The sequence below is a fragment of the Bradyrhizobium sp. Ken01 genome, from assembly GCF_055807355.1.
The window spans coordinates 1-24025 of the sequence record NZ_JBVVPC010000056.1 but is presented as its reverse complement, the minus strand read 5'-3'; the positions used below and the strand labels follow the sequence as shown (position 1 = coordinate 24025).

General features: G+C 63.1%; 24 protein-coding genes and 2 pseudogenes. 10 read left to right on the top strand and 16 right to left on the bottom strand.

Features of this window, described 5'->3' with window-relative positions; translation table 11 throughout:
- Window positions 1–134: 134 nt before the first annotated feature.
- Complete coding sequence (locus tag AC0L3S_RS34230) at window positions 135–929, bottom strand: MetQ/NlpA family ABC transporter substrate-binding protein (protein ID WP_473263731.1); 795 nt, start codon at window positions 927–929, stop codon at window positions 135–137.
- Window positions 930–1318: 389 nt separating this feature from the next.
- Between AC0L3S_RS34230 and AC0L3S_RS34225 the strand changes: the two genes are divergently transcribed.
- The gene (locus tag AC0L3S_RS34225) at window positions 1319–3106 is read left to right on the top strand and encodes a peptide ABC transporter substrate-binding protein (protein WP_473284118.1); all 1788 of its coding nucleotides are present in this window, start codon (window positions 1319–1321) and stop codon (window positions 3104–3106) included.
- A 55-nt stretch (window positions 3107–3161) separates the two neighbouring features.
- On the opposite strand, the gene AC0L3S_RS34220 is transcribed toward AC0L3S_RS34225, so the two are convergent.
- The 3 genes from AC0L3S_RS34220 to AC0L3S_RS34210 form a co-directional block, all read right to left on the bottom strand.
- Window positions 3162–3347, bottom strand: coding sequence for a hypothetical protein (locus AC0L3S_RS34220; protein WP_473263699.1), 186 nt, complete (start codon window positions 3345–3347; stop codon window positions 3162–3164).
- Window positions 3348–3683: 336 nt separating this feature from the next.
- A complete protein-coding gene (locus AC0L3S_RS34215) occupies window positions 3684–3866 on the bottom strand; it encodes a hypothetical protein (RefSeq protein WP_473263732.1) in 183 nt (60 codons plus the stop codon).
- A 120-nt stretch (window positions 3867–3986) separates the two neighbouring features.
- Entirely contained in the window at window positions 3987–4181 is a 195-nt protein-coding gene (locus AC0L3S_RS34210; RefSeq protein WP_473263700.1) for a hypothetical protein, read from the bottom strand.
- Window positions 4182–4252: 71 nt separating this feature from the next.
- On the opposite strand from AC0L3S_RS34210, the pseudogene AC0L3S_RS34205 reads away from it, so the two are divergent.
- Window positions 4253–4420: pseudogene (locus AC0L3S_RS34205) on the top strand (DUF892 family protein); the annotation flags it as partial.
- 103 nt (window positions 4421–4523) lie between these two features.
- On the opposite strand, the gene AC0L3S_RS34200 reads toward AC0L3S_RS34205, so the two are convergent.
- Complete coding sequence (locus AC0L3S_RS34200) at window positions 4524–5381, bottom strand: SDR family oxidoreductase (RefSeq protein WP_473284116.1); 858 nt, start codon at window positions 5379–5381, stop codon at window positions 4524–4526.
- 63 nt (window positions 5382–5444) lie between these two features.
- On the bottom strand, window positions 5445–7256 hold the full coding sequence (treZ, locus tag AC0L3S_RS34195) for a malto-oligosyltrehalose trehalohydrolase (protein WP_473284114.1): 1812 nt from the start codon (window positions 7254–7256) through the stop codon (window positions 5445–5447).
- A gap of 276 nt (window positions 7257–7532) precedes the next feature.
- On the opposite strand from treZ, the gene AC0L3S_RS34190 reads away from it, so the two are divergent.
- From AC0L3S_RS34190 to AC0L3S_RS34175, 4 genes are all read left to right on the top strand, one after another.
- Entirely contained in the window at window positions 7533–7814 is a 282-nt protein-coding gene (locus tag AC0L3S_RS34190) for a hypothetical protein (protein WP_473263703.1), read from the top strand.
- 19 nt (window positions 7815–7833) lie between these two features.
- A complete protein-coding gene (gene glgX / locus AC0L3S_RS34185; protein ID WP_473284112.1) occupies window positions 7834–10071 on the top strand; it encodes a glycogen debranching protein GlgX in 2238 nt (745 codons plus the stop codon).
- A 104-nt stretch (window positions 10072–10175) separates the two neighbouring features.
- Window positions 10176–10469: a hypothetical protein gene (locus AC0L3S_RS34180; protein WP_473284110.1), complete on the top strand. Its 294-nt coding sequence runs from the start codon at window positions 10176–10178 to the stop codon at window positions 10467–10469.
- A gap of 145 nt (window positions 10470–10614) precedes the next feature.
- Window positions 10615–11886 carry a DUF892 family protein gene (locus AC0L3S_RS34175; protein WP_473284108.1) on the top strand — a complete coding sequence of 424 codons (1272 nt, stop codon included), beginning with the start codon at window positions 10615–10617 and terminating at the stop codon, window positions 11884–11886.
- Window positions 11887–11889: 3 nt separating this feature from the next.
- On the opposite strand, the gene AC0L3S_RS34170 is transcribed toward AC0L3S_RS34175, so the two are convergent.
- Window positions 11890–15006 (bottom strand): DEAD/DEAH box helicase, encoded by a 3117-nt coding sequence (locus AC0L3S_RS34170; RefSeq protein WP_473284106.1) that lies wholly within the window; start codon window positions 15004–15006, stop codon window positions 11890–11892.
- Between AC0L3S_RS34170 and AC0L3S_RS34165 the strand changes: the two genes are divergently transcribed.
- Window positions 15005–15235: a hypothetical protein gene (locus AC0L3S_RS34165; protein ID WP_473284104.1), complete on the top strand. Its 231-nt coding sequence runs from the start codon at window positions 15005–15007 to the stop codon at window positions 15233–15235. The genes AC0L3S_RS34170 and AC0L3S_RS34165 overlap by 2 nt on opposite strands.
- Window positions 15236–15393: 158 nt before the next feature.
- On the opposite strand, the gene AC0L3S_RS34160 is transcribed toward AC0L3S_RS34165, so the two are convergent.
- The gene (locus tag AC0L3S_RS34160; protein ID WP_007614033.1) at window positions 15394–15654 is read right to left on the bottom strand and encodes a hypothetical protein; all 261 of its coding nucleotides are present in this window, start codon (window positions 15652–15654) and stop codon (window positions 15394–15396) included.
- A 120-nt stretch (window positions 15655–15774) separates the two neighbouring features.
- Between AC0L3S_RS34160 and AC0L3S_RS34155 the strand changes: the two genes are divergently transcribed.
- Entirely contained in the window at window positions 15775–16506 is a 732-nt protein-coding gene (locus AC0L3S_RS34155) for a DUF3750 domain-containing protein (protein ID WP_473284102.1), read from the top strand.
- A gap of 272 nt (window positions 16507–16778) precedes the next feature.
- Here the strand turns inward: AC0L3S_RS34155 and AC0L3S_RS34150 are convergent, their stop codons facing one another.
- The 7 genes from AC0L3S_RS34150 to AC0L3S_RS34120 all read right to left on the bottom strand — a co-directional run bounded on the left by AC0L3S_RS34150 (window position 16779) and on the right by AC0L3S_RS34120 (window position 21799).
- A complete protein-coding gene (locus tag AC0L3S_RS34150) occupies window positions 16779–17087 on the bottom strand; it encodes a DUF2934 domain-containing protein (RefSeq protein ID WP_473284100.1) in 309 nt (102 codons plus the stop codon).
- Between the two features lie 261 nt (window positions 17088–17348).
- Window positions 17349–17510, bottom strand: coding sequence for a DUF2934 domain-containing protein (locus AC0L3S_RS34145; RefSeq protein ID WP_007595988.1), 162 nt, complete (start codon window positions 17508–17510; stop codon window positions 17349–17351).
- Between the two features lie 146 nt (window positions 17511–17656).
- Complete coding sequence (locus tag AC0L3S_RS34140; RefSeq protein ID WP_473263711.1) at window positions 17657–18313, bottom strand: hypothetical protein; 657 nt, start codon at window positions 18311–18313, stop codon at window positions 17657–17659.
- Between the two features lie 14 nt (window positions 18314–18327).
- Window positions 18328–18822 carry a type II 3-dehydroquinate dehydratase gene (locus AC0L3S_RS34135; protein ID WP_473284098.1) on the bottom strand — a complete coding sequence of 165 codons (495 nt, stop codon included), beginning with the start codon at window positions 18820–18822 and terminating at the stop codon, window positions 18328–18330.
- A gap of 32 nt (window positions 18823–18854) precedes the next feature.
- Complete coding sequence (locus AC0L3S_RS34130) at window positions 18855–20135, bottom strand: TRAP transporter large permease (RefSeq protein WP_473284096.1); 1281 nt, start codon at window positions 20133–20135, stop codon at window positions 18855–18857.
- A gap of 61 nt (window positions 20136–20196) precedes the next feature.
- Entirely contained in the window at window positions 20197–20706 is a 510-nt protein-coding gene (locus AC0L3S_RS34125) for a TRAP transporter small permease (RefSeq protein WP_007614042.1), read from the bottom strand.
- A gap of 76 nt (window positions 20707–20782) precedes the next feature.
- Window positions 20783–21799, bottom strand: a complete 1017-nt coding sequence (locus tag AC0L3S_RS34120) for a TRAP transporter substrate-binding protein (protein ID WP_018453915.1) — start codon at window positions 21797–21799, stop codon at window positions 20783–20785.
- 226 nt (window positions 21800–22025) lie between these two features.
- Here AC0L3S_RS34120 and AC0L3S_RS34115 point away from each other — a divergent pair, with 226 nt between their 5' ends.
- Complete coding sequence (locus AC0L3S_RS34115) at window positions 22026–22685, top strand: GntR family transcriptional regulator (RefSeq protein ID WP_473284094.1); 660 nt, start codon at window positions 22026–22028, stop codon at window positions 22683–22685.
- A gap of 33 nt (window positions 22686–22718) precedes the next feature.
- On the top strand, window positions 22719–23618 hold the full coding sequence (locus AC0L3S_RS34110; protein WP_473284092.1) for an SMP-30/gluconolactonase/LRE family protein: 900 nt from the start codon (window positions 22719–22721) through the stop codon (window positions 23616–23618).
- A gap of 48 nt (window positions 23619–23666) precedes the next feature.
- Here the strand turns inward: AC0L3S_RS34110 and AC0L3S_RS34105 are convergent.
- Window positions 23667–23753: pseudogene (locus tag AC0L3S_RS34105) on the bottom strand (short-chain dehydrogenase); the annotation flags it as partial.
- Window positions 23754–24025: the final 272 nt, after the last annotated feature.

Sequence of the window (24025 nt, the reverse complement as noted above, 5' to 3'; positions counted from 1 at the left end):
GACCCCTGTCGGACGAGGATGGGCCCCGATGATGTCGGTTGCCGCAGCTCCAGACAAGCGGGCATTGCGCAGGGCTAGTACGCAAGCCTGCCCGCCGGGATCGCCCTGAGCTGAACTTTGGCTGGGCAGACTGCCTACCAGCTCGGCAGAACCGCGCCCTTGAACTTGGTCAGGACGAACTCCTTGACCTCCGCCGTGTGGTAGCTGCCCACCAGGATCTTGACCCAGGGCTTGTCCTTGTCGGCGGCGCGAACGGCGATCAGGTTGACATAAGGCCCCTTCGGGTCCTCGCGCAGGATCGGGTCCTTGACGGGATCGAGGCCCGCCTGGGTTGCGTAATTGGTGTTGATCGCGGCGGCATCGACATCGTCGAGCGCGCGCGGCGCCTGCGCCGCGTCGACCTCGATGAACTTCAGCTTCTTGGGATTCTCGGTGATATCGAGCACCGTCGGCTTGAAGCCCGTGCTGTCCTTCAGCTTGATCACGCCCTTGTCGCGCAGCAGCAGCAGCACGCGGCCGCCATTGGTCGGATCGTTCGGGATCGAGACCTTGCCGCCTTCGGGGATGTCGGCGAAGGCCTTGTGCTTCTTGGAATAGACACCGATCGGGAAATTCACGGTCAAGCCGACGGCTTCGATTTTGTAGCCACGGTCGGCCTTCTGGTTGTCCAGATAAGGCTGATTCTGGAACGAATTGGCCTGGATCTCGCCAGCATCGAGTGCGGCGTTCGGCACGACGTAATCGGAGAATTCGATGAGCTGGATGTCGAGACCCTGCTTGGCGGCGATCGGCTTCACGGCCTCGAAGATCTGGGCGTGCGGCCCCGGCGTCACGCCGATTTTGATGGTCTCGCCTGAAGCGGCGGCCGACCAGGCGGCGAGCACGGTCGCAAGGATCAGGGGGAGGCGAAACGACATCTTGGTCTCCATGACTTGGCGGAAATGATTGGAACCGTATTCGCTTCTCCGCGGCGCGAAATCAATGAAATGGAAATCCATATTGGTCTCCTGGCGCGGACGACGCTTCTCCGTTCGTCCGCATGTGGGGAACGAATGCACCTGCGCAAGCGTGAGGCGCATCACGGCAAAACCGCACTGATCGTTGTCCTAGCCCGATGGAGCGAAGCGCAATCCGGGGCGCCGCCTGCGCGGCAGGACCTATCCTGGTTTGCGCTCGGCTCCATCCCGGCTTCAAACCTCCGCAAATTCGTCATTTCGCCGCAGGGTTTTCTGACCCTGTCGGCATTGCCGCCTCGCCCTCGATGAAACATGATGGGCCCTGGCCAGTGACGACTTGTCCGTGAAGTGGGGATCATTCGATGAACGAGAACGAAATCCGCAAGTCCATCGCTGAGGTGAAGCAGGGCACGCTGTCGCGACGCTCGTTCATGCAGACGATGGCTGCGATCGGGATCGCAGCGCCGGTCGCGAGCCAGATCCTGGTCTGGAACGACGTGGCGATGGCGGATGCCACGCTGCAATACAAACCGACCAAGGCCGGCGGCGGCGGCCCGCTCAAGATCCTGCTCTGGCAGGCCCCGACGCTGCTCAATCCGCATTTCGCGCTCGGCACCAAGGACCAGATCGCCTCGCGCGTTTTCTTCGAGCCGCTCGCCGGTTGGGACAAGGAGGGCAACCTCGTCCCCTGCCTCGCGGCCGAAGCCCCGTCAAAGCAGAACGGCGGCCTTTCGCCCGACGGCCTGAGCGTGACCTGGAAACTGAAGCAGGGCGTGAGATGGCACGACGGCAAGCCCTTCACCGCCGATGATGTCGTCTTCACCTGGCAGTACGCCTCGGATCTCGCCACAGCGGCGTACACGACCGGTTCCTACAAGGACATCACGGTCGAGAAGATCGACGACCATACCGTCAAGGTGCTGTTCAAGGCGCCGACGCCGTTCTGGGCCGATCCCTTCGTCGGCTCGGTCGGTCCGATCCTGCCGAAACATCATTTCGGCGACTATGTCGGCGCGAAGTCGCGCGAAGCGCCCGGCAATCTGAAGCCGGTCGGCACCGGTCCCTACAAATTCGTCGAGTTCAAGCCCGGGGACCTGATCCGGGCCGAACGCAATCCCGACTATCACGTCAAGAACCAGCCGCATTTCGACACGCTCGAAATCAAAGGCGGCGGCGATGCAGTGTCCGCGGCGCGCGCCGTGCTGCAGACCGGCGAATATGACTATGCCTGGAACATGCAAGTGGAGGAGGAGGTCCTCAAGCGCATGGAGGCTAGCGGCAAGGGCAAGCTCGACGTCACGCCCTCCGGCAATGTCGAGTTCATCATCCTCAACACGACCGATCCGTGGACTGAGGTGGACGGCGAGCGCTCCAGCCCCAAGACCAAGCATCCGACGCTGTCAGATCCCGCCGTTCGCCGCGCGATGAACCTGCTGATCGACCGCGAGTCGATCCAGAAGTTCATCTACGGGCGCGGCGGCGTCGCCACCGCGAGCTTCGTCAACGCACCCAAGCAGTTCAAGTCGCCAAAGCTGAAATACGAGTTCGACGTCGACAAGGCCAACAAGGTCCTGGATGAAGCCGGCTGGGCCAAGGGCGCGGACGGCCTCCGCGAGAAGGACGGCAAGAAGCTGAAATTCGTCTTCCAGACCTCGACCAATGCGCCGCGTCAGAAGACGCAGGCCATCATCAAGCAAGCCTGCCAGAAGGCCGGCATCGAGATCGAGATCAAGGCGGTCACGGCATCGGTGTTCTTCTCATCCGACGTCGGCAATCCCGACACCTACTCGAAGTTCTATGCCGACATGGAGATGTACAACACGACGCAGCCGCAGCCCGACCCGGAGCGCTTCCTGAACCAGTGCGTCTCCTGGGAGATTTCCAACAAGGACAACAAATGGCTCGGCCGCAACGTCTCGCGCTGGTCCGATCCCGAGGCCGACAAGGCCTACAAGGCCGCGCAGAACGAGCTCGATCCGGTCAAGCGCGCCGCGCTACTGATCAAGGTCGACGAAACTTTTTGCGAGGCCAACGTGTTCCTGCCGCTTCTATCCCGTAACATCGTCAACGCAGGGGTCAACAACCTCATGGTCGACATGTCGGGCTGGGACGTCACGACCTGGAATCTGGCGAGCTGGTACCGCAGCTGAAGCTTGCAAATTCCATCCTTGCGAGCTCAGTCCTTGCCAGCTCGATCCTTGCAGCTCAATCCCTGCCGCCGAATTGACGGTCGAGGCTTGACGCCGTGTCGGCGCTTCTCAGCCGTTTCATCAGCTCATCCCGCTCCTTGCCGTCGGGCAACGACTCGGCCTTTTCACGGATGGTCCTGGTGAACTCCGCAAGCCGCTCTTGAAGCGTGGTGGTTTGCTGAACGCGACGCCGCCTGTGCACGATCGGGTCTCCATGTCATGGGCACATGCTGTGCCTTCTGGATGGCCAATGATATGAGCGAGCCCAGCCATATCTATATCAAATGATGTAGTTCACGCCATTTGGTGCCGGCGCCCTCTGTTTACATGTGAACAGTCGGCGCTGCTTCAGCAGAGCCGTTCAGGAACGAAAATGCCGGCTGTTACATTGACGCGGCGGAACAGCACGGACGCGCCATGGGCAAGATATTGATCAGCACCGTCGTCGTAAGCCTGGCGCTCATCATTGCCTTCGCGGTCTATGTCATCACTCTGTGAATTGCCGACAGCAGAAGCCGATGATGGTGCGGCTCGGACATCACCCGCGCGCGCAGCAATCGACCAACAGGTCCCAGATCCGCTGCGCCTCGGCCGGCTTGCGGGTTTCGAGCCCCTTCTCCGGGTCGGACTGCGAGTGGCCCGCCACCGATTGCGCTTCGCGCGGCACGATCCATCTCTGGGAGATGGGGTCGTACCATTTTCCGATAATCATTTCAGTCACGCTGATCGACCCACCGATTTGATCCTGGGCGGCGCTACGGCTCGGGCTTCGTCGAATCCCATTCACCGCGCCTCGCCCATTTTACAAATCGGCTTCTTGCCTGATCGTTCCTGCCGCGGCTCAGCCAGGCCGCGCCGGATGAAGCGTACGGGGATGCCGCTCGTGCAACAGCCGCGCGAGTTCTTCCCGCTCCGCAGGCCGTCCCTTCATGGCGGTCTCGAACAGCGCTTCCTGGATGTCGCGGGGCATGTCGCCCCACACGTCCATCGCCGCTCGTCCGAGCAGGCTCGCAAGATGATCCTCACCGTCGCTCATTCGGCTCTCCTGATCTGGTCACGGGAATGGAACAGCTGCGGCTGTGCGGCGTTCCAGTTCCATCATTGTGAAAGGTGTTCGCGAAGCTCGGCAAGGAGCCCAGCGGCCAACATTGTCCCGCCGTCGACGGCATTATCGAGGAGGCCGATGAGACCGCCGGCGAGATCGACGAAGGGAAAGCCGCCAACACCAAGCTGAACGCGGTGGCGCTTCGCAAGGGCGTCAATGCCAAGGCGTCCCAGCGCCGCTTGATCGAGACGCCGTGGTCAAGACGTGCTGGTGAAGATGTACTGGACGCGGCGGCCCGCCCGCGGGGCTGCCACGTTCTCGTTGCGCGCTGGGTCAGATGAACGGCTTCCCGCCGGTGACCGCCAGGGTCGCTCCCGATGTGTAGCTCGAGAGCGGATCGGCGAGCATGACATAGGCGGTCGCGAGTTCGGCCGGCTGGCCGGCCCGCTGCATCGGCACCTGCTTGCCGAAGTTCTTGACCTTGTCCTCCGGCATCGTCGACGGAATCAGCGGCGTCCAGATCGGGCCCGGAGCGACCGCATTGACCCGAATGCCCTTCGCCGCCAGCATCTGGGCGAGCCCACCAGTAAAGTTCTGAATGGCGCCCTTGGTCGTGGCATAGGCCAGCAGGGTCGGATTCGGCATGTCGGAGTTCACCGACGCGGTGTTGATGATCGCGGCTCCCGGGCGCATGTGGGGCACCGCGGCCTTCGTGAGATAGAACATGGCGTGAATGTTGGTCTCGAACGTCCGCTGCCATTCCTCATCGCTGATATCAGCGATCTCCTTGAACGTGTCCTGATGGGCAGCGTTGTTGACGAGGATGTCTATTGCGCCGAACGCCTCGACGGTGCGCTGGATGATCGCGCGACAATGATCGGGATTGCGGATGTCGCCGGGGATCAGGACGACCTTGCGTCCCTCGCGCTCCACCAGCGTCTTGACCTCGGCGGCGTCCTCATCCTCGTTCAAATAGGCGATGACGATGTCTGCACCTTCCCGGGCATAGGCGATCGCGACCGCACGGCCGATGCCACTGTCGCCTCCGGTGATAATTGTCTTCTTTCCGGCCAAGCGGCCCGAGCCTTTGTAGCTCTCTTCGCCATGATCCGGTCGCGGGTTCATCGTGCGCGTCGAACCGGGCATCGATTGCTGCTGCGGCGGAAAAGGCGGCTTTGGATAGTCGGTCATGAAGCGGCTCCAGCGATTTACTCCCCTAACGGAAAGCTTTTGGAAGCGTTCCTCGCGGTTCCATCAAGCCTCGTGGCCAAGCCGCACGATGATGTCGTTCGGCAACAGGGCTGGCGCGTCGGCGGCGCCCAATCGCCATAGGCTCTCGCCCGCAACCAGCGCCGGCATGGGCAATTGGCGATCGGCTAAATTGGCGACAATCTGCAAGATGTCTCCCTTCTCCGTCCGCCACCGGGCATCCAGGCCGCCATTACGCTGGTCCTCTCCCAGCAACTTGCAATGAGCCGACACGAAACCCTGCTTGATCAGCGGCACGATTCTCTCGCGCCGTATCTTCAGCAATCGGGTTGTGAGGCCGCGAAACCTGGCGCTGGCGGGAGAGCGGTCGATGCCGGTCCAGTCGAGCTTCGATGCCGTGAAGGTTTTTTCGTCGCACGGGTCCGGAATCCTGGCGCGCATGTCGGGCGTCGAGAATGCCTTGAAATGCGCGAACTCCTTGCGCCGGCCTTCCCGCGTCAATTCGGCGGCTTCGCCGGACCAGTCGGCGAAGAACAGGAACGGCGTCTCGGCCGCGGCTTCCTCACCCATGAATAGCATGGGGATATGCGGGTTCAGGAGAACCAGCGCCATGGCCTGATCCAGTTTTTCCGGACCGACCAGCGCGGAAAGCCGCTCCCCGAGCGCGCGATTGCCTATCTGGTCGTGGTTCTGGGCGAAGAAGATGGTGGCCTCAGGCGGCAGATGCGCGCTCGGCTCGCCGCGCGGTTCGTCATGCAGCGGAAAGATTTCGCCCTGGTAGGCAAAGCCCTCGGTGAGCGCTCGCGCGAGATGTTCGAGCGGCCTGTCTGCGAAGGCGCGATAATAGCCTTCGTCCTCGCCCGTCAACAGGACGTGGAGCGCGTTGTGAAAATCATCGCCCCATTGCGCGTCATAGAGCCGGGTTCGCCCTGGCGCCCGGTCGAGCAGGCGGGCCTGATTGTCCTCGTTCTCCAGCATCAGATGCACGCGCCGGCCCGGCAGCTGACTGCGAACCGTCTCGGCCAGCTCGATCAGGACATGGCGGTCGGAATCGTCCTTCAGCGCGTGAACGGCGTCGAGCCGCAAGCCGTCGAACCCGTAGTCGCGCAGCCACATCAACGCGTTCTCGATCAGGAACTCGCGCACGAACGCGCCGTCGTGTCCCTCGAGGTTGACGGCAGGGCCCCAGCCGGTGCTGTGGCGCTTGGTGAAGAAGCTTTCCGCATAGAGATGCAGATAGTTCAACTGCGGCCCGAAATGGTTATAGACGACATCGAGATAGACCATGATGTCGAGGGCATGCGCCGCGCGCAACAGCCGCTTGAGGTCTTCCGGCCTGCCGTAGCGTGCATTTGGCGCATTCAGCAGCACGCCGTCATAGCCCCAATTGTGCCGGCCGGGGACGTCATTGAGCGGCATCAGCTCGATTGCGGTGATGCCGAGATCGCGCAGATAGGGCAGCTTCTTCTCGACGCCGGCATAGGTGCCTTCCTCGCTGAAGGTGCCGACATGCAGCTCGTAGATCACGGCCTCCGCCCAGGGGCGGCCGGGATAGAGCACCGAGTCCCGGAACGTCGCGGTGTCGATCACCTCGCTCGGCGCCCCGACGTCGTCGGGCTGGAAGAACGAGGCGGGATCGGGAACGACCAGGTCTGCGTTGATTCTGAACTGATAGCGCGTGCCGACGTGCGCGGTGGGACTCAACGATTGGTACCAGCCATCGTGGTCGCGCGTCATCCGGAGTGGCGGCCGGCCGGCTTCGAGCAATTCGACCGATTGCGCCGTCGGCGCCCAGAGGTTGAAGCAGACCCCGTGATCGAGGCATCGAGGGCCGTGGTGTCGCGCTTGCCCGGCCATTCCCAATCTGTGACTCAAACCTAGCCGCCTTTGCGTGGCTGGAAATAACAGCAAGCTTCGCGAGGCCCGATTTTGCGATCGCTCAAGCATGCTCAGGACGGGAGAAGCCGAGATGCAGGCATTCGTTCCTCAGGCCGGCGCCACACCGATGCGCCATGCTCGTTGTGTGCACTTTTGGGCCAAGGTGCGGCGACGATGGTTGGGGAAGATCACTGTTGCAAACAGGGAACGGAATCGCCTGGGCGACGGTTGCAATTCTACACGGGAGATTTCGCCATGCGCCGCTCGAAGCCACAGCCGATCCGCAACAAGCTCGACCTTGCCGACCCTACTCAGGTCCGCCTCGTCAGAAAGCGTCTGGGACTGTCCGACGCAGAGCTGACCAGCATCGTCGAGCGGACCGGCAACTCGATTGCGGCCATCAGCAAGGAGGCGGCGCTGCAAAGGGCAACCACGCTGCCCAAACCGGACGATGTGCCTCCTGCCGCCGTAGTCGCTTCGGCGGCGGTTGGCGACCAAACCACCGGCGAAGTGGCGGCGACTGCACCAATTTCTTGAACGGCATTTCGGGGCAATAATGGACCAACAAGCACATTCAGACGACGCCCTGACACGGGCAGCCTCGAGCCTGCGTCGCTCGCGGATCAGCGAGGGCAAACCGTTTCCGCTCGGCGCCACCTGGGACGGGCTTGGTGTCAATTTCGCGCTGTTTTCGGCCCATGCCACCAAGGTCGAACTCTGCCTGTTCGACGACGGCGGCGAGACCGAATTGGAGCGGATCGAACTCCCGGAATATACCGACGAAGTTTGGCATGGCTATTTGCCCGCGGCCCGTCCCGGCACCGTCTACGGCTACCGCGTTCATGGCCCCTACGAACCCGACGGGGGACACCGCTTCAATCCCAACAAGCTCGTGCTCGATCCCTACGCCAAACAGCTGGTCGGCCGGTTGCGTTGGGGACCGGAGCTGTTCGGCTACCAGCTCGACCATGCCGACAAGGATCTCTCCTACGACGAACGCGACAGCGCGCCCTTGATGCAGAAATGCCGCGTCATCGACCCGGCCTTCACCTGGGGCGCCGCGCGCAAACCGGAAGTGCCGTGGGAGCGGACGATCGTCTACGAGATGCACGTCAAGGGTTTTACCCAGCTGCATCCGTTGGTGCCCGACGCAGACCGTGGCACGTTCTCCGGTCTTGCGCATTCGGAGGTGCCGGCCTATCTGCGATCGCTCGGCATCACCAGTGCAGAATTGTTGCCGATCCATGCCTTCGTCGACGACAGCTATTTGGTCGAGAAAGGCCTGCGCAATTACTGGGGCTACAACTCCCTTGCCTTCTTCGCGCCGGAGCCGCGTTACCTCAAGACGCCGTTCGCGAACGAATTCAAGGCCATGGTCAACCAGTTCCACGCCCATGGCATCGAGGTCATCCTCGACGTCGTCTACAATCACACCGCGGAAGGAAACGAGCTCGGCCCGACGCTGTCATTCAAGGGCATCGACAATGCCAGCTATTACCGCCTCCTGCCGGACCAGCGGCGCTATTACATCAACGACACCGGTACCGGGAACACGGTGAACCTGTCGCACCCGCGCGTGCTGCAACTGGTCGCCGATTCCCTGCGCTACTGGGCGACCGAGATGCGGGTCGACGGCTTCCGCTTCGACCTCGCCACCATCCTGGCGAGGGAGCCCTACGGTTTCGACGAAGGCGGCGGCTTCCTTGATGCCTGCCGCCAGGATCCCGTGCTCTCCAGTGTCAAGCTGATCGCCGAGCCTTGGGATATCGGTCCGGGGGGCTATCAGGTCGGCCAGTTTCCGCCGGGATGGGCGGAGTGGAACGACAAATTCAGGGACACGGTGCGCGCTTTCTGGAAGGGCGACGAAGGTACGATCGCAGACTTCGCCAAACGCGTGTCCGGATCCGGCGATCTCTTCAACAAGCGCGGCCGCCGGCCATGGGCCAGCGTCAACTTCGTCACCGCCCATGACGGTTTCAATCTCAACGATCTCGTCTCGTACAACGACAAGCACAACGAAGCCAACGGCGAGGACAATCGCGACGGCCACAGCAACAATCATTCCTGGAATTGCGGCGCAGAGGGACCGACGGACGATCCGGAAATCATTGCGCTACGCGAGCGCCAGAAGCGCAATCTGCTGGCGACCATGCTGTTGTCTCACGGCACGCCCATGCTGCTTGCCGGCGACGAATTCGGACACACCCAGCACGGCAACAACAACGCGTACGCCCAGGACAACGAGACCACATGGCTCGACTGGATGGGCATCACCGCGAACGGCCGCAGCCTGCGCGAATTCACGCGCAAACTGATCGCCACGCGCAAGGCATTTCCGATTCTCTACCGCAGCCGCTTTCTCGTCGGCTCGCACAACGAAGAGCTGGACGTGAAGGACGTGACGTGGCTCGCGCCGTCCGGGGAGGAGATGACGACGGAGCAGTGGCAGGACGGCAACGCCAAATGCTTCGCTTTGCTGCTCGACGGCCGCGCCCAGGAGACCGGGATCAAGCGCCGCGGTTCGGACGCAACCATGCTGCTGATCTACAATGCTCATCACGACGTCGTCAATTTCACCTTGCCCGCTGTCGCCGAGGGACGCAGCTGGATCGGGTTGATCGACACCAATCAACCGGAGGGGCAGATGCCCGCATTCGACTTCGGGCATGTTTATGCGATGACCGGACGATCCCTGGTGGTGTTCGGCCTCGCCACCGAGAGCATCGCCACCCGCCGCCTGCGCCAGGGCCTCGGAGCGCTGCTGGACGTCGTGGAGGCGCCGCTGCCGGGATAGTCCGCCATGATAGCGCGAGAAGACTTTTCGAGTTGATGACGACAGGGAACGCACGCAGGTCACCGGCGTTCGAGTAGATGGGGCATCAGTCGGAGAACACCGAGATGAAGTTCACAGGTGCCGTTATCCTCGCCGCTCTCGCGCTGCCTGCAGCAGCTTGGGCGCAGGCCAGCAAGCCTGACGTTTCGTCCGCGCCAAGCGCGCAGAATTCGGGTGCCGGCATTGCCGGACAGCCCGGCAACAAGAACGGACCGGCCGCCAAGCCTGGTGAAACCGTCGGATCGAATTCGACGAGCTCCACTGGCAACACCGCCGTGCAATCGCAGGACCCGTCGAATATTCAAGGGGCTCCCGGCAACAAGAACGGGCCTCCCGCCAAGCGCCCGGATCAACGCTGATCGAATTCGTCCACAATCCTGCCGCCGACATCGAATGATCTGCGCCGCATATCACCGGCGCAGATCATTTGGTTAGGAACAAACCATTGGCGCCGCCCGTTCGGGAAGCATCTTCTTCCACAATCCCCAGATCGAGAGTCCCCCCATGTATCATCACGTCAAGAAGCTGATGTTCACCGTTCGCGTCGACGAACCCGATCCGCGCTTTGGCAACATGCTGCTGGAGCAGTTCGGCGGCGCCAACGGCGAGCTTGCGGCCGCGATGCAGTACTCGATCCAGGGGTTGAACTGCGAGGATCCCGATCGCAAGGACCTCCTGATGGACATCGGCACCGAAGAGCTCAGCCATCTGGAAGTGGTCGGCACGTTGGCGCGGATGCATCTCAAGCCCTCGAAGTTCGACCGCCAGGCGGCCGAAGCCGATCCCCTCATCGCCATCGCGGGCGGCGGCGGCGTCAATCTCTTCAACTCCCAGGGCAATGCCTGGACCGCCGACTATCTGAAGATCACCGGCGAGCTCGACGTCGATCTGCGCAGCAACATTGCCGCAGAGGCGCGGGCCAAGATCGTCTACGAGCGGCTGATCAATTTCTGCGACGATGCCGGCAGCAAGGATGCGCTGCAGTTCCTGATGACTCGCGAGATCACGCACATGAAGGCGTTCGCGCTGGCGCTCGAGAGCATGGGCAAGCCGGCCTTCAGCATCGGCCGCATCGCGCCGACGCCCGGCCTCGTCGACCAGTTCTTCAACGATTCCACCGGCGCCGGCGACCATGGCGAGATCGACACGCGTGGGCCGTGGAACGAGGGCGGCGACTGGGTCTTCACGGACTCGCCGGCAATCCAGGCGGGCGAACCGGGTCCGGCCACAGCCATCGTCACCGAGAGCTCGCCGCCCGCGGACGAAGCGGGTCTCGGCGATCTGCTCATCAACGAGCTGCGCGATATCCTGCATGCCGAGAAGCAATTGACCAAGGCGCTTCCCAAGATGGCGGAGGCCGCCCGCTTCGACCAGTTGCGCGAGCTGTTCGAGCAGCACCTCGCGGAGACCGAAGCGCAGGTCGAGCGCATCAACGAATGCTTCGAAATGCTCGGCAAATCCGCCCGCGCCAAGCCCTGCAAGGGCATGATGGGCCTCGTCGAGGAGGGCCAGGAGATCATGGCCGAGGGCGAGGACAAGGAGGACGCGGCGGCCGACCTCGCCCTGATCGGCGCAGCACAACGCGTCGAGCATTACGAGATCGCAGGCTATACCACGGCCCGCAACCTCGCCCAGCAGCTTCGCCACAGTGCCATTGTCGCCTTGCTGTCGAAATCACTCGCGGAGGAGGAGAACGCCGATCAGCTCCTCAACCAGGTGGCCCGCTCGCTGATGTCGGTGGCGAAAATGCCCGCGGCAGTCGAGCAGACCGAATGATCCTCAGGCGTCGAGGAGTTCGAGGAATTCCTCGACGCGCCTGAACGGGTCCTGATCACGGCGACCGGCGTAGACGACGCGGTCGCCGTCGCGTTGTAGCGCTCCCGCCTGCGACTTCGCCCTCGATTTCCGCAGCCGCCCCGGCAGGAACGTCGCGGCGACGGCCTCCGGCCCGACATCGAGCCTAACGATGCCGCGCCGTTTGCAATCGATACGGAGCCTGGCGGATGCGAAGAAGTCGCGGGCCTCCGGCGGCAGCCTGCCGAAACGACGCGAGATCTCCTCCTCTAGATCTTCCAGATCGTCGTCGCTTCGGCACCTGGCAGCGCGCCCATAGATCTCGAGCCGGACCGCTTCCGATTGCACGTAGCCTTCGGGCAGCATGTCGGCCAACGGCATATTGAGATCGGGCACCCACAAATCGGCGCCGGCATCGCTGCCACGCTCGGACGCCCGCTTCAGCAGATGACTGTAGAGCACCGGTCCGAACACCTGGACGTGACCGGACTGCTGTTCCGAAAACAGATCGCCGGCGCCCCTGAGGTCGAGGTCGCGCTCGCTGATCGCAAAGCCGGCACCCGGCTTGCTGAACTCCTCCAGCACCGCCAGACGCTTCTCGGACTGCTCCGAGGTCGATTCCGTCAGCAGATGGGCAAAGGCGCGCGTGCCGCCGCGTCCCACCCGTCCCCTGAGCTGATGCAGCTGCGCAAGTCCGAATTTTTCGGGCCAGCACACGACGATGGTGTTCGCGCGCGGAATATCGAGACCGCTTTCCACGATATTGGTCGCCAGCAGCACGTCCGCCTCGCCATCCACGAAACTCATCATGCGGTCGTCGATCTCGTCCACGGGCAGTCTGCCGTGAAGACAGACGATGCGCAGCTCCGGTGCCACCGATTGCACCCGCGCCAGCATCGGCTCCAGATCCTGGATGCGCGGGCAGATCAGAAAGCTCTGACCGTGCCGCCTGCGCTCGCGCAGCAGCGCCGCGGCGATGGCAGCGTCGGACAGCGGCGCGATCCTGGTCACGATGGGAAGGCGATGAACCGGCGGCGAGGCGATCACGCTGAGATCCCTGAAGCCGGCAAGTCCCGCGGCGAGCGTGCGCGGGATCGGCGTGGCGCTCATCCACAGCGAATGGGCCCCCTTGGCGAGGCCCGAAAGCTTCCCCTTCTCGGCCGCGCCGAAATGCTGCTCTTCGTCGATGATGACGAGGCCAAGGTCGGCGAACTTCACGTCCTTTGCCGCAAGCGCCTGCGTGCCGACCACGACTTTCAGCGTGCCGCGCCGCAGCCCCTCCTTGGTCTCTCGCGTCTCCGGGCCTGAGCTGGCCCGCGACAGGCTTCCCACCTCGATTCCGAGGGGGCCGAACCGCTTGCGGAAGGTCTCGACATGCTGCCGCGCCAGCACGGTCGTCGGCGCAGCGATCGCCACCTGCTTGCCGGACAGCGCCACTGCGGCCGCCGCCCGCAGCGCGACCTCGGTCTTGCCGAATCCGACATCACCGCAGATCACCCTGTCCATGGGATGGCCCGCCGCAAGATCGTCGAGGACGTCTTGAATCGCCTGGCCCTGGTCCGCTGTCGTGAAATAGGGGAACCGCGCGACGAATTTTTCGTAAGCCGGCCCCGGCGGCACCAGTTTGGGTGCACGGCGGCGGAGGCGCTGGCTGATGTGTTTGGCGAGCGCCTTGGCGGCGACCTGGATTTCCGCTTCCGCCTCGGTGCGCCGCGCCCACCAGCTGCTGCCGTCCGCCTTGTCCAGCGTCAGCTTGCCGGGCTCGCCGGCATAGGGCCAGATCACGGCGAGATCGGACGGCGGTACGAGCACGGCATTGTCGCCCGCGAATTTGAGCCTGATCATCTCGCGTCGCGATCCCTTGCCCATGTCGAGGGTCTGCAAGCCATCGAGCACGGCGAGCCCGCGTTGCAGATGGACAATGGCGGCGCCCTTTTCGGGCACATCGGGATGATCGAATGCCGGATTCCAGGCTCGCGCCATCGGCTGGGGATGATGAGCCCGGCTGCCGAGCACGTCGGAGGCGGTCACGACGACAAGCGGCTTGCGGCCGGCGCCAATGAACCCCGCGTCGAAATCGGCCAGCAGCGCACCTTCGCGGCTCCGTGCCTTCGTCACCTCGTTCCAATCGGCCAGGCGCTCCGCCTTGATGCCGCTCATGCGCTCCATCGCGCGAAGGTCGTCCTCGACAGCCGCGACGAACAGCAGCCGCGATCCGCCGCGCTGCATGTCGGCGACGAAGGCGCGAAGCGCCTTGCGCGGCGAGGCCAGCTTCGAGAACTCCGGAGTCGAGATGAAGGCGGCCTTGCGCGACAGCACGCTGATGCGCTTCTTCAGCTGCTTCCAGTCCTGTTGCCCCAGGTATTCGCGCTCCGCATCCCTGCGGCCGGCGGCGTCCTCGATCGTGCCCAGCCAGCTCTCGGCGTGGGTCGATACCCCGGCATCCGCAATCCATCGCGCGCGGCTGCAATAATCCGGCAGCGTCGCCCGCTGTCCGCGCGTAGCTCCCAGTGCGATCCGCTCGGACATGGGATCGATGATCAATTCGGCGGTCTCGTAGACGACCTCGTGCTCGATGGGATCGACGGCGACGATCTTGCGGATCGTGTCTCCGGAATGCTCGATCCGGAAGGGAGCGAGCGCGCCGGCGGGAAACACTTCGAACGTCTTGCCGTGGAACAGGACGCCGCCCGGATACTCCGCCTCTTCGTCGAGATCGTAGCCGAGAGCTTCCAGCCGCGTCTCCAGCTCGGGCCCGGAATAGGGCGCGCCCACCTTCAGCGTGAGGCTCGACCGCGACCAGCTCGCCGGCAGCGGCAGCCGTTCCATGATCGCTTCCGCGGTGGACACCAGGAAGACGGGCTTCTTTGCCTTGGCGAGACGCCGCAGCACCGAGCTGCGCCGGCCCGCGATCTCGCGGGAGGGCTCGAGGCCGTCGAAGGGCAGCGTGTTCAGGCGCGGAAACACCAGCACGTCGACCGAGGGATCGAGGGCGTGGATCACACCGCCCAGTCGCTCCGCCCTGCTCTCGTCGTCGCAGAGGAAGACGAGGCCGTCACGGCCGGACTTCTCCCACTGCTCGAGCAGATGCAGCGCCAGCATGCCGAGCGGCGATGAGGAGGCGACCGCGGAACGCGAGGCGCTCTTCTCCAGGCGCTGGCCTTTCGAGCTCGTGCTTCTCGAGCTCGTGCTCTTCGTGCTCTTGCGTTTCGCGCTTTTGCTTATCGAGCCTTTGCTTTTCGAGCTCTTGCTTTTTGTCTTTATCGCGCCGGTCGTGGCCCGGGCTTTCCTGGTGGGCGCCAATGTGTATCCAACTTTGTTTCGCAAATAGAGGCGAGCGACGACGAGCCCTCCCGTCGAACTCCGTCGATAACGCGCCTCGGGCCTGAGCGCCCAGTGACGTCATTACAATTTTGCAATTGCGTTGAAAAGCAGAGACAGCGGGGGAAGGCAAGCGGCCTGAGCGGGCAGAAGCTAACGGACAGGCGGCTATTGCAGGACCTTCGGCAGCACCACGACCACGTCCACGCTCTGCGCGAGGATCTGCGTGGCGACCACAGCGAGCTGGTGCGAGAACTCGTCCTCGATCTCGGCCGCGCAGTCCTCGTCGCTGGCGATGGCAAACAGCAGATTACCGTCGATCTCGTCGAACCGGATGCCGGCGAACAGGCGATCGAAAATCTCGGCGCCCGCGATGTACGCGATTCGCGCCTGGATGGCCTGGTCCTCGACGAGCGACAACTTCCTCATGGACGCAACATATGGCCGCACCACCCGAATGCAAGAGCAGGAGAGCGCTGGCGCGGCGTGCCTTGCGAACTATATTGGTGGCATCGTCCCGCCTGACTGCGTTTGCCCTTGAGGAAATCCTTGATTCTGTTCCTGTTGCTGATCTTCCTGCCGATCGGCGTATCGGCCGGCCGCTATTACTTGCGCGGCGACGGCCGCGGCAACTGGCAGACCGCGGATCGCTCCAGTGCCGGCCTGCTGCCGCCCGCATCCGCCAATCCGGATGCGCTGATCCGCGTGTTCGCCGCGCGCACCGTGCGCTGGCGCAGTATTTTTGCCGTCCACACCTGGATTGTCGTCAAGGAGAAGGGCGCCCCGACCTACAGCCGATACGACTACACGGCCTGGGGCGACCCTGTTCGCAGCAACGGCTTTGCGCCCGACGGCCGCTGGTTCGGCGCCTTGCCGGAAACGGTCGTGGCGGTCGACGGCGCGCGGGCCGAAGCGTTGATCCCGAAGATCCATGCCGTCATCGAGAATTACAGGTTCCGCGCCTATGGCGACTACAGCGCCTGGCCCGGACCGAATTCCAACACTTTCGTGCAGGCGGCGCTGGACGCCGTTCCCGAGCTGCGCGCCGTGCTGCCGCCGACTGCTATCGGCAAGGACTTTCCCTACAGCGGACGCTGGGCCGGCATCACGGCGTCCGGCACCGGCCTCTACGCCTCGCTGTCGGGCTATCTCGGCATGACCATCGGCTGGGTCGAAGGGGTCGAGATCAATTTCCTCGGCGCGGTGCTCGGCCTCGACATCCGCCGCCCCGCGCTGAAGCTTCCAGGCATCGGCCGCCTGGGTATCGCGGCCGGCGCGTAAAGCCATGACGGAGCAGTCCCATCAAAGTCGGTGCCCTCCCAAGCTTGCCGACATCGTCCTTCCAATGTGTGCTTCAGGTCACAGCAGAATCGAGCGCCTTGGCCTAGACTGAACTTGCATGGCCGCAAACAAGGTAACGGCGGTACGCACGAGGCTGGAGAGGCGACCAACAGCTACGGACTTTTGAAGCCGCCAGGTGAAGAACTCGGCGGCTTTTTCTCTGTCGAACGCGCGGCCGAAGCTTGTTAGCTGCCGATGTGCTACCGGAACTTCTACCGTTTGTCTGAGGAATCCGAGAGCCTCCGCTGATCGCGCTCTTCTTCGATCTGCCGTTCCGCTTCGACCCAGAACTCCACATCGCGATCGTCCGGGCGACCGGCTTGCTCCCAGAGCTCGTACGCGCGCGCTCGCACCTTGCCGCGCCGCATCATGCGAAGCAGCTTTTGCTTCAGATCCTCGGCGAACGTCCTGAATCTCTGGACAGTGGTTTCGTCTTTGACAAGGGCTGCCGCTCGCGTTGCGAGTTCGATCTGGTGCTCTATCTTTTGCCGCTCGTCCACCGCAAACCCCGCCGCAGCCACGGGCCTGCGTCGCAGCCCGTGCTGCTCACAACCTCAATTCCTGCTGGAAGCCTCTGTTCCGCCTTCAATGCCAGGTCCTTCAATGCCACGTGGTGTCCGCTTCGACGATCACCGCCCTTGTTTCGGGATCTTCCGTCGCGTTGCAGGTGCAGGGCATGCCCTCACCGCATCGGCAGCCGCCCAATTCGTCGCTCCAGGCGCGGAGCGGATGGTTTTCGCAGACCCATCCCAGACCGTGGCAGAATGGGCAGCTCTTGTCGGTCACAGCGTATCCGGCGTCCGCATGGGGTTCGACTTGTCCTCGTTGCGCAACTCCTGCTCGGCCGCGTGCCAGAACTCTTCCTCGCGGCCTTCCGGCTTGCCCGCCTGTTCCCACAAGCGGTGCGCGCGTTCTCTGATGTCGTGATCGGTCGGCTCCGGCATTGCATCTCCTGCGAAGAGACACGGCCCCACCCTGGGGGGTATGGGGGCTTGGAGGCGGGGCCGTGCAGGCCAGCAAATCGGCGGCGAGGCTGGCCCGCTGAGTCAAGCCTCGATGGTGCGCAAGAGTTCCTAGCGAGACGTTGCCATCAGCCGAAATCTGCGATGCGGGCGTCGAGCGCAAACATGCTTTGATAAACTTCCGGCTCGCTCGCCCTGGCCATGACGTCGGGGGCAATTTCCGCGGCTTTCCGCAAGGCAGCCTGCAGCGACGCAACGTCGAGCGCCTCGATCAGCAAAAGCCCCGCGAAGAAGCCCTCGTTCTTCCGCATGCCCTTCTCGGTCGTCCGCACTGATGTCCGCGCCTCGTCGGTCGCGCCGATCTGCACGGCGGCAACCCCGTCGCACGCAACGAGCGCCCGGGCCAAACCTTGGGGATCCTTCGGCAAGGTCTCGATCCGCAGCGCCACGATCGATGCGCCCTCGCCCCGCCCTCCCCGTGCAATCATGACGCCGCCGCCCCGCACGAAATTTCCGAGCTTCGGCATGATGCGCTGGGACCACGGCGTCGGTGCGTTGAGGCGCGCCAGATAGGCCTCGCCGTCGAGGACTTCCGGCGTCTTCAGCTCATACAGAATGAAGAAGCGGTTGATGTCGTCCCTTGCCGCGCGGAAGACACGCGATGCCAGGAAGCCCTTCGTCGTCACGCGCTCGGTCGTGTGCTCGCGCGTCAGCCAGTGCCGGTAGTCGGTCAGGTCGTGAGCCTCGACGTCGCTCCAGATGGCGAGAAATCCCGTGCCGCGCATCCCGCCCTCCATGCCTACACCTTGCCGCCGGCCGCAAGCCCGTGCAGAGCCGGTGCGATGGCCTCAGGCAATTGGCCCAGCCGTTGGACCGCCGCGAGCATCGCGGCGAGATAACCATAGGGACCCAGGCCGCAAATGACCGCCGTGCAGGCACTCGACGTGATCGAGTGGCGGTGCAGCTCGTCCCGCGCGTGAATGTTCGAGATATGCACCTCGATCTTCACACCCTCGAAAATCTTCAGCGCGTCGATCAGCGCGATCGAGGTGAATGAATAGGCCGCGGGATTCATGATGATGACGTCCGCGTTGCCATGGGCGGACTGGATCAGGCTGACGAGTTCGCCCTCCATGTTCGATTGATGGAACGACATCGAAACGCCGAGCTGGTCGGCCAGCGCGCGGCAGCTCGCCTCGATCTCATCGAGCGTCGTCGAGCCGTAAATGTGGGGCTCGCGGATGCCCAGGAAATTGAGATTGGGTCCGTTGAGGATCATGATCCTTGCGGCCATTTTCGCTTGTCCTTCCTTTGTTGCCGACGCCTCTAGCCGCTGAACCACTTGGCCGGGATCGTCACCAATCCCGGGAATAGCACCATCGCGAACAGGACGATCAGTTGCGCGATCAAGAAGGGCCAGACGCCCTTGATGATGTCCTCCATGCTGATCCTGGAGACGCCGCAAACCACATTGAGCACGATACCAACCGGCGGCGTGATGAGGCCGATCGCATTATTGATGATGAAGAGGACGCCGAAGTAAACGGGATCGATGCCCGCCGCCTTGACGATCGGCATCAGGATGGGCGTGAGGATGAGGATGGTCGGTGTCATGTCGAGGGCCGTTCCCACGATCACCACCACGACCATGATTGCCAGCATCAGGAGCGTGTTGTTGCCCATGAAAGGCTTCAGCAGGGCGACGATCTGTGCCGAAATCTCGGACACGGTGATGAGCCAGGACGATACCAGCGCCGCTGCCACGAGAAACATCACGATGCTCGTCGTCAGCGCAGAGGAGACGAACACCTCATAAAGCTGCGACGGCTTCAATTCCCGATAGATGCAGGTCGCGACGAACAGCGAATAGACGGCGACGACCACTGCGGCTTCCGTCGGCGTGAAGATGCCGAAGCGCAGGCCGACCACGATGATGACCGGCAGCATCAGCGCCCAGAAGCCGTCAACCACCGCTTTCACCATTTCCGAGAGCGATGCTCTTGGCGGCGGCGTCAGGTTCTCCTGGCGCACCACCCACCACCAGGCCAGGCAGAGCCCTGCCCCGAGCAACATCCCCGGGACGATCCCGGCCAGAAACAGTTTCGAGATCGACACGCCCGCGGCGACACCGAAAATGACGAATCCGATGCTGGGCGGAATCACGGGCGCGATGATGCCGCCGGCCGCCACCAGACCCGCCGCGTAGGATTTCTTGTGCCCCGCCGCCACCATCATCGGCACCAGCAGGGCGGCCAGCGCCGCGGCGTCAGCTGCCGCGGAGCCCGAGAGCGACGCAAGGATGCAGGACGCGAGGATCGTCACGTAACCAAGTCCGCCGCGAAAATGCCCGACCGCGACGAGCGCAACGTTGACGATTCGCTTGGCCAGGCCGCCCTTGTTCATGACCTCGCCGGCGAGCATGAAGAAGGGAATGGCCATCAGCGGAAAGCTGTCCGCGCCGTTGATGACGTTCTGCGCCACGATCTGGGCGTCGAACATGTCGATCGTGCTCATCAAGGCCACGCCGCAGACGATCAGCGCAAAGGCGATCGGCATGCCCAGCGCCATGGCGCCGAGCAGCGAGAAGGTGAAGACGGCAATCGTCATGGCGTGATCCCGGTGATTTCCAGGATGTGAGCGCCGCGCGGCACGATACGGGGAGACAGCATCAGTGCTCCTCCGATTCCCTGACGGCGACCATGTCGGCTTCGCTGGCCTGTCCGGACATGACGCGGAACAGGTCGTAGAGAAGGATCACTCCGGCTGAAACGCCGAAGATCACGCCCACGCCATAGAAGATGCCGAGCGACAGGCCGGTCGCCGGGGCGCGGTCGTCGATATTGATGATCGTCTGACGCCAACTTCCCGAGAGCAGAAGCCAGTCGGCGAACAACATCAGGACGTAGCTGACGATGAAGCAGATGCGTTTGCCGTAAGCCGGTAGCATCCGCACAAGGCTATCGACTCCCAGATGGGCGTGCTCACGCATTGCCACGACTGCACCGAGGAAAGTCAGCCAGACCAGGAGCCAGCGCGACAGCTCCTCCGAGATCGCGATACCGGAGTTGAAGCCGTAGCGCAGCACCACGTTGCCGAACACCAGCACCACCATCACCGCAAGAAATGCGGCAATGATGCCCTTCAGCAGGGTGCAATAGAGGTCGAGAAATCGCGCCATACGTGCCGTCCGGGCAAAGTCGGGTTCAGGGCCGGCCGACTGGCCGGCTCCGCCTCTTGCATGCTGACGAGGTCGACTATTTCACGTCCTTGCGGATGCGATCGAGCTCGTCGTTGAAGAGCTTGACCGCTTCCGGCTTGAGATTGGCGGCAATCTTGTCGACGACCGGCTGCGCGGTCTTGCGCATGCGATCGAGCTCTTCCGGCGCGACGGTGTTGTACTGCATGCCCTTTGCCTGCAATTCAGAGAGGGCCTTTTCGGTCTGAAGGCGCGTCTGCTCCTTTTGATAGCCTCGGCTTTCCTCATACGCCTCGCGCATCAGGCGCTGCTCGGTCGGCGAGAGCTTGTCCCAGAACGCCTTGCTCACCAGGATGATGTTCAGGGTGAAGGTGTGATTGGTGGCGGAAACGTATTTTTGCACTTCATAGAACTTGTTGGAGAGAATGACCGTGAAGGGGTTCTCCTCGCCGTCGACGGTGCGGGTCTCCAACGCCGAATAGAGTTCGCCGAAAGCCATCGGAACGGGATTGGCCTTGAAGGAGCCGAAGGTCTCGAGGTAGACCGGGTTCGGAATCACGCGAAGCTTGAGGCCATTGAAATCCTCGACCTTGGTGATCGGCCGCGTGCTGTTGGTGACGTTGCGGAAGCCGAGGCCCCAATATCCCAGACCGATCAGCCCCTTCGACGGCAACGTATCGAGCATTGACGTGCCGAATTTGCCGGTCCCGAGCGCGTCGGCCTGCTCGATGGTCTTCACGATAAACGGAAAGTCGATGAGGCCGAACTCCGGCACGACGGTTGCGAGCGACGTCGTCGAGGCGGACAGCATTTCCTGCGTGCCGCCGCGCAGCGCCGATTGCTGCTGCAGTTCGTTGCCGAGCTGCGAGGCCGCGAACTCACGGATTTTCATCTTGCCCCCGCTCTTCGCCAGCAGGATCTCCGCAAATTTTTGCACCCCCGCGCTGACGGGGTGATCGGTGTTGTTCAGGTGTCCCCACCTGATCGTGCGCTCCTGAATGTCCTCAGCGGATGCGCCGACCGTCAGCGCCACGCAGATCGCCGTCGCAGACAGCGCCCGTACCAACAAGCTCATTTTGACCTCCCTGTTCGATCGGGGCACGACGGCGGCTTGAGCCATTTTTTTCTGCACCCTCAGGTCAATCAAAAAACATAACTACATTTCTCGGTCAAATGATAAAATGCACTTCATCGGAGATTTTGGAATACACCTGTTGTTAGGCGTCTGCTATATTGCTGGTAACATTGATGGTTCAGCCGCCCGCCACGGGGCGTTTGCGCATATTGCGGGATCGGAGAGCATGACGTCACTCGAGGGGCGCCCCTTGTCGGCGGGCGACAGCGGTTATCAGCGGATTCGATCCGACATCATTTTCGGCGTGCTGACGCCGTCCGGACGTCTCAAGCTCGACGCCATGAAGGAGGACTACGGCGTCAGCATCTCCACACTGCGCGAGATCCTCAATCGTCTGACCTCCGAGGGGTTCGTTGTCGCGGAGGGCCAGCGCGGCTTCGAGGTGGCGCCGATCTCCATCCAGAACCTGCGTGAACTCGCCGGTCTGCGCATCCTGCTGGAGCAGCATGCAATGGCCGAGTCGTTCCGCGCCGGCGACGTCGAGTGGGAGGGCCGCGTGGTGTCCGCGCATCACAAGCTGGCGGCGACCGAACGCACCGTCCTCAAAGAGGGCGACGATCCCGAGCTGCGCAAACGCTACGACGGCGAATTCCACCAGGCTCTGATCTCGAGTTGCGGTTCGCGCGAGCTGATGCAGACCCACGCGGTCGTGTTCGACAAATATTTCCGTTATGCGCTGCGCTACCGCGGCGCAGAGACGATCAATCAGCACACGGCGCTGCTGGACTGCGCGCTCAAGCGCGACATCAAAGGCGCCAAAACCGTGCTCACCGACCACATCAACGGCTGCGTCGCGCACGCCCTCGCCTCCTGGAACGAGGACTGATCGCCCGGCTCGCGGCTGCAAGCGAATATCGGGATGACCGCCGACATGATCCCCGCATATCGGGTCGAGACCGCGGTCGCCGCAGGCGACATCCTCGGCGAAACGCCCCTGTGGTGCGACCGCTCCCGCAAGCTGTGGTGGGTCGACGTCGACCGGCGGCTGCATCAATCGTTCGATCCGGCGACCGGCGCGCATCAGGTCTTTACCTACGCGTGCAACTTCCTCGGCAGTCAGGCCTTTACGGCAGATGGCTCCCACCTGCTCGCGCAGGATTTGGGCCTTTATCGCTGCGCGTCCGGCGGCGGTCATGCGAGTCAGCTCTGCGAGGTCGAAAGTGGCCTCGACAACCGCCTGAACGATGGGCGCGTCGACGCCCGGGGCCGGCTGTGGATCGGCACCATGGACAACCAGCTGCATCGACCGAACGGAGCGCTGTATCGTGTGGAGGCGGACGGCCGGACAACGCATATGTTCGGCGATGTCGTCGTGACGAACGGCATCGCGTTCTCACCCGACAATCGCACGCTCTATTTCACGGATACGAGGCGATACCGCACCTGGCAGTTCGACTTCGATCTCGATGACGGCGTGATCCGCAACAGACGGCTGTTCGCGGACTACAGCGCCTCCGGGGAGAGGCCCGACGGCGCGTGTATCGACGTCGCGGGCGGACTGTGGACCGCATTCTTCTCCGGCGGCCGGGTGGTGCGCTATCGGCCGGACGGCCGGATCGACACCGTCATTCCGGTGCCGGCGACCAATCCGACCTGCGTATGCTTCGGCGGAGCCGACCTGAAGACCTTGTTCGTGACGACGGCCAGAAAGTTTCTGGATCGCGAGCAATTGAGCCGCGAACCCCAGGCGGGTCACGTTCTGGCCATTGATGGCATCGCACAGGGGCTTCCAGAACACCGCTTCGGCAATTCATCCTGAACCCTTTTCATTCTGAACCCTTGCAGGGGCCATCGTGAACCGGCTCCGCTACCATTTCTCGCGGATGGGACGAATCTCCAGCTCGAAGGTCGAGGCACTTTTGGGTTGCTGATACATCCAGTAGGATTCGGCGACGCAGCAGCGCCGGAGAAGCCCAAGGCAAAGCCAGAGACAAGCGCCAAGACAAAGGCAAAGGCCCACCGCAGCGCCGCGTCAGATGGCTGCGTAGCGCGAGCAACGTTCGACATATCCCCGGAAATGATGCGACTGATCTTTCAAACAGCGGACATGAGTTCTCGTTCTCGCGGCGTATTTCGCCCGAGCTTTGCCTGGTCACTCCACCCTCTTGTCCAAGAGGGCGCAGGGAAGGCCGGGTGCTGACCTCGCACCCGCGGTCCGCTGCGCGA

Coding starts and splice junctions, on each gene's coding strand:
- AC0L3S_RS34140 (WP_473263711.1), bottom strand. CDS start 18,313: ATGCGCGGCACGGGATTTCTCGCCATCTGGAGCGACGTCGAGGCTCAC.
- AC0L3S_RS34180 (WP_473284110.1), top strand. CDS start 10,176: ATGAAGTTCACAGGTGCCGTTATCCTCGCCGCTCTCGCGCTGCCTGCA.
- AC0L3S_RS34130 (WP_473284096.1), bottom strand. CDS start 20,135: ATGACGATTGCCGTCTTCACCTTCTCGCTGCTCGGCGCCATGGCGCTG.
- AC0L3S_RS34145 (WP_007595988.1), bottom strand. CDS start 17,510: ATGCCGGAGCCGACCGATCACGACATCAGAGAACGCGCGCACCGCTTG.
- AC0L3S_RS34135 (WP_473284098.1), bottom strand. CDS start 18,822: ATGGCCGCAAGGATCATGATCCTCAACGGACCCAATCTCAATTTCCTG.
- AC0L3S_RS34200 (WP_473284116.1), bottom strand. CDS start 5,381: ATGACCGACTATCCAAAGCCGCCTTTTCCGCCGCAGCAGCAATCGATG.
- AC0L3S_RS34110 (WP_473284092.1), top strand. CDS start 22,719: ATGACCGCCGACATGATCCCCGCATATCGGGTCGAGACCGCGGTCGCC.
- glgX (WP_473284112.1), top strand. CDS start 7,834: ATGGACCAACAAGCACATTCAGACGACGCCCTGACACGGGCAGCCTCG.
- AC0L3S_RS34165 (WP_473284104.1), top strand. CDS start 15,005: ATGCCGAGCGGCGATGAGGAGGCGACCGCGGAACGCGAGGCGCTCTTC.
- AC0L3S_RS34175 (WP_473284108.1), top strand. CDS start 10,615: ATGTATCATCACGTCAAGAAGCTGATGTTCACCGTTCGCGTCGACGAA.
- AC0L3S_RS34125 (WP_007614042.1), bottom strand. CDS start 20,706: ATGGCGCGATTTCTCGACCTCTATTGCACCCTGCTGAAGGGCATCATT.
- treZ (WP_473284114.1), bottom strand. CDS start 7,256: ATGGCCGGGCAAGCGCGACACCACGGCCCTCGATGCCTCGATCACGGG.
- AC0L3S_RS34225 (WP_473284118.1), top strand. CDS start 1,319: ATGAACGAGAACGAAATCCGCAAGTCCATCGCTGAGGTGAAGCAGGGC.
- AC0L3S_RS34170 (WP_473284106.1), bottom strand. CDS start 15,006: ATGCTGGCGCTGCATCTGCTCGAGCAGTGGGAGAAGTCCGGCCGTGAC.
- AC0L3S_RS34230 (WP_473263731.1), bottom strand. CDS start 929: ATGGAGACCAAGATGTCGTTTCGCCTCCCCCTGATCCTTGCGACCGTG.
- AC0L3S_RS34210 (WP_473263700.1), bottom strand. CDS start 4,181: ATGAGCGACGGTGAGGATCATCTTGCGAGCCTGCTCGGACGAGCGGCG.
- AC0L3S_RS34190 (WP_473263703.1), top strand. CDS start 7,533: ATGCGCCGCTCGAAGCCACAGCCGATCCGCAACAAGCTCGACCTTGCC.
- AC0L3S_RS34115 (WP_473284094.1), top strand. CDS start 22,026: ATGACGTCACTCGAGGGGCGCCCCTTGTCGGCGGGCGACAGCGGTTAT.
- AC0L3S_RS34120 (WP_018453915.1), bottom strand. CDS start 21,799: ATGAGCTTGTTGGTACGGGCGCTGTCTGCGACGGCGATCTGCGTGGCG.
- AC0L3S_RS34160 (WP_007614033.1), bottom strand. CDS start 15,654: ATGAGGAAGTTGTCGCTCGTCGAGGACCAGGCCATCCAGGCGCGAATC.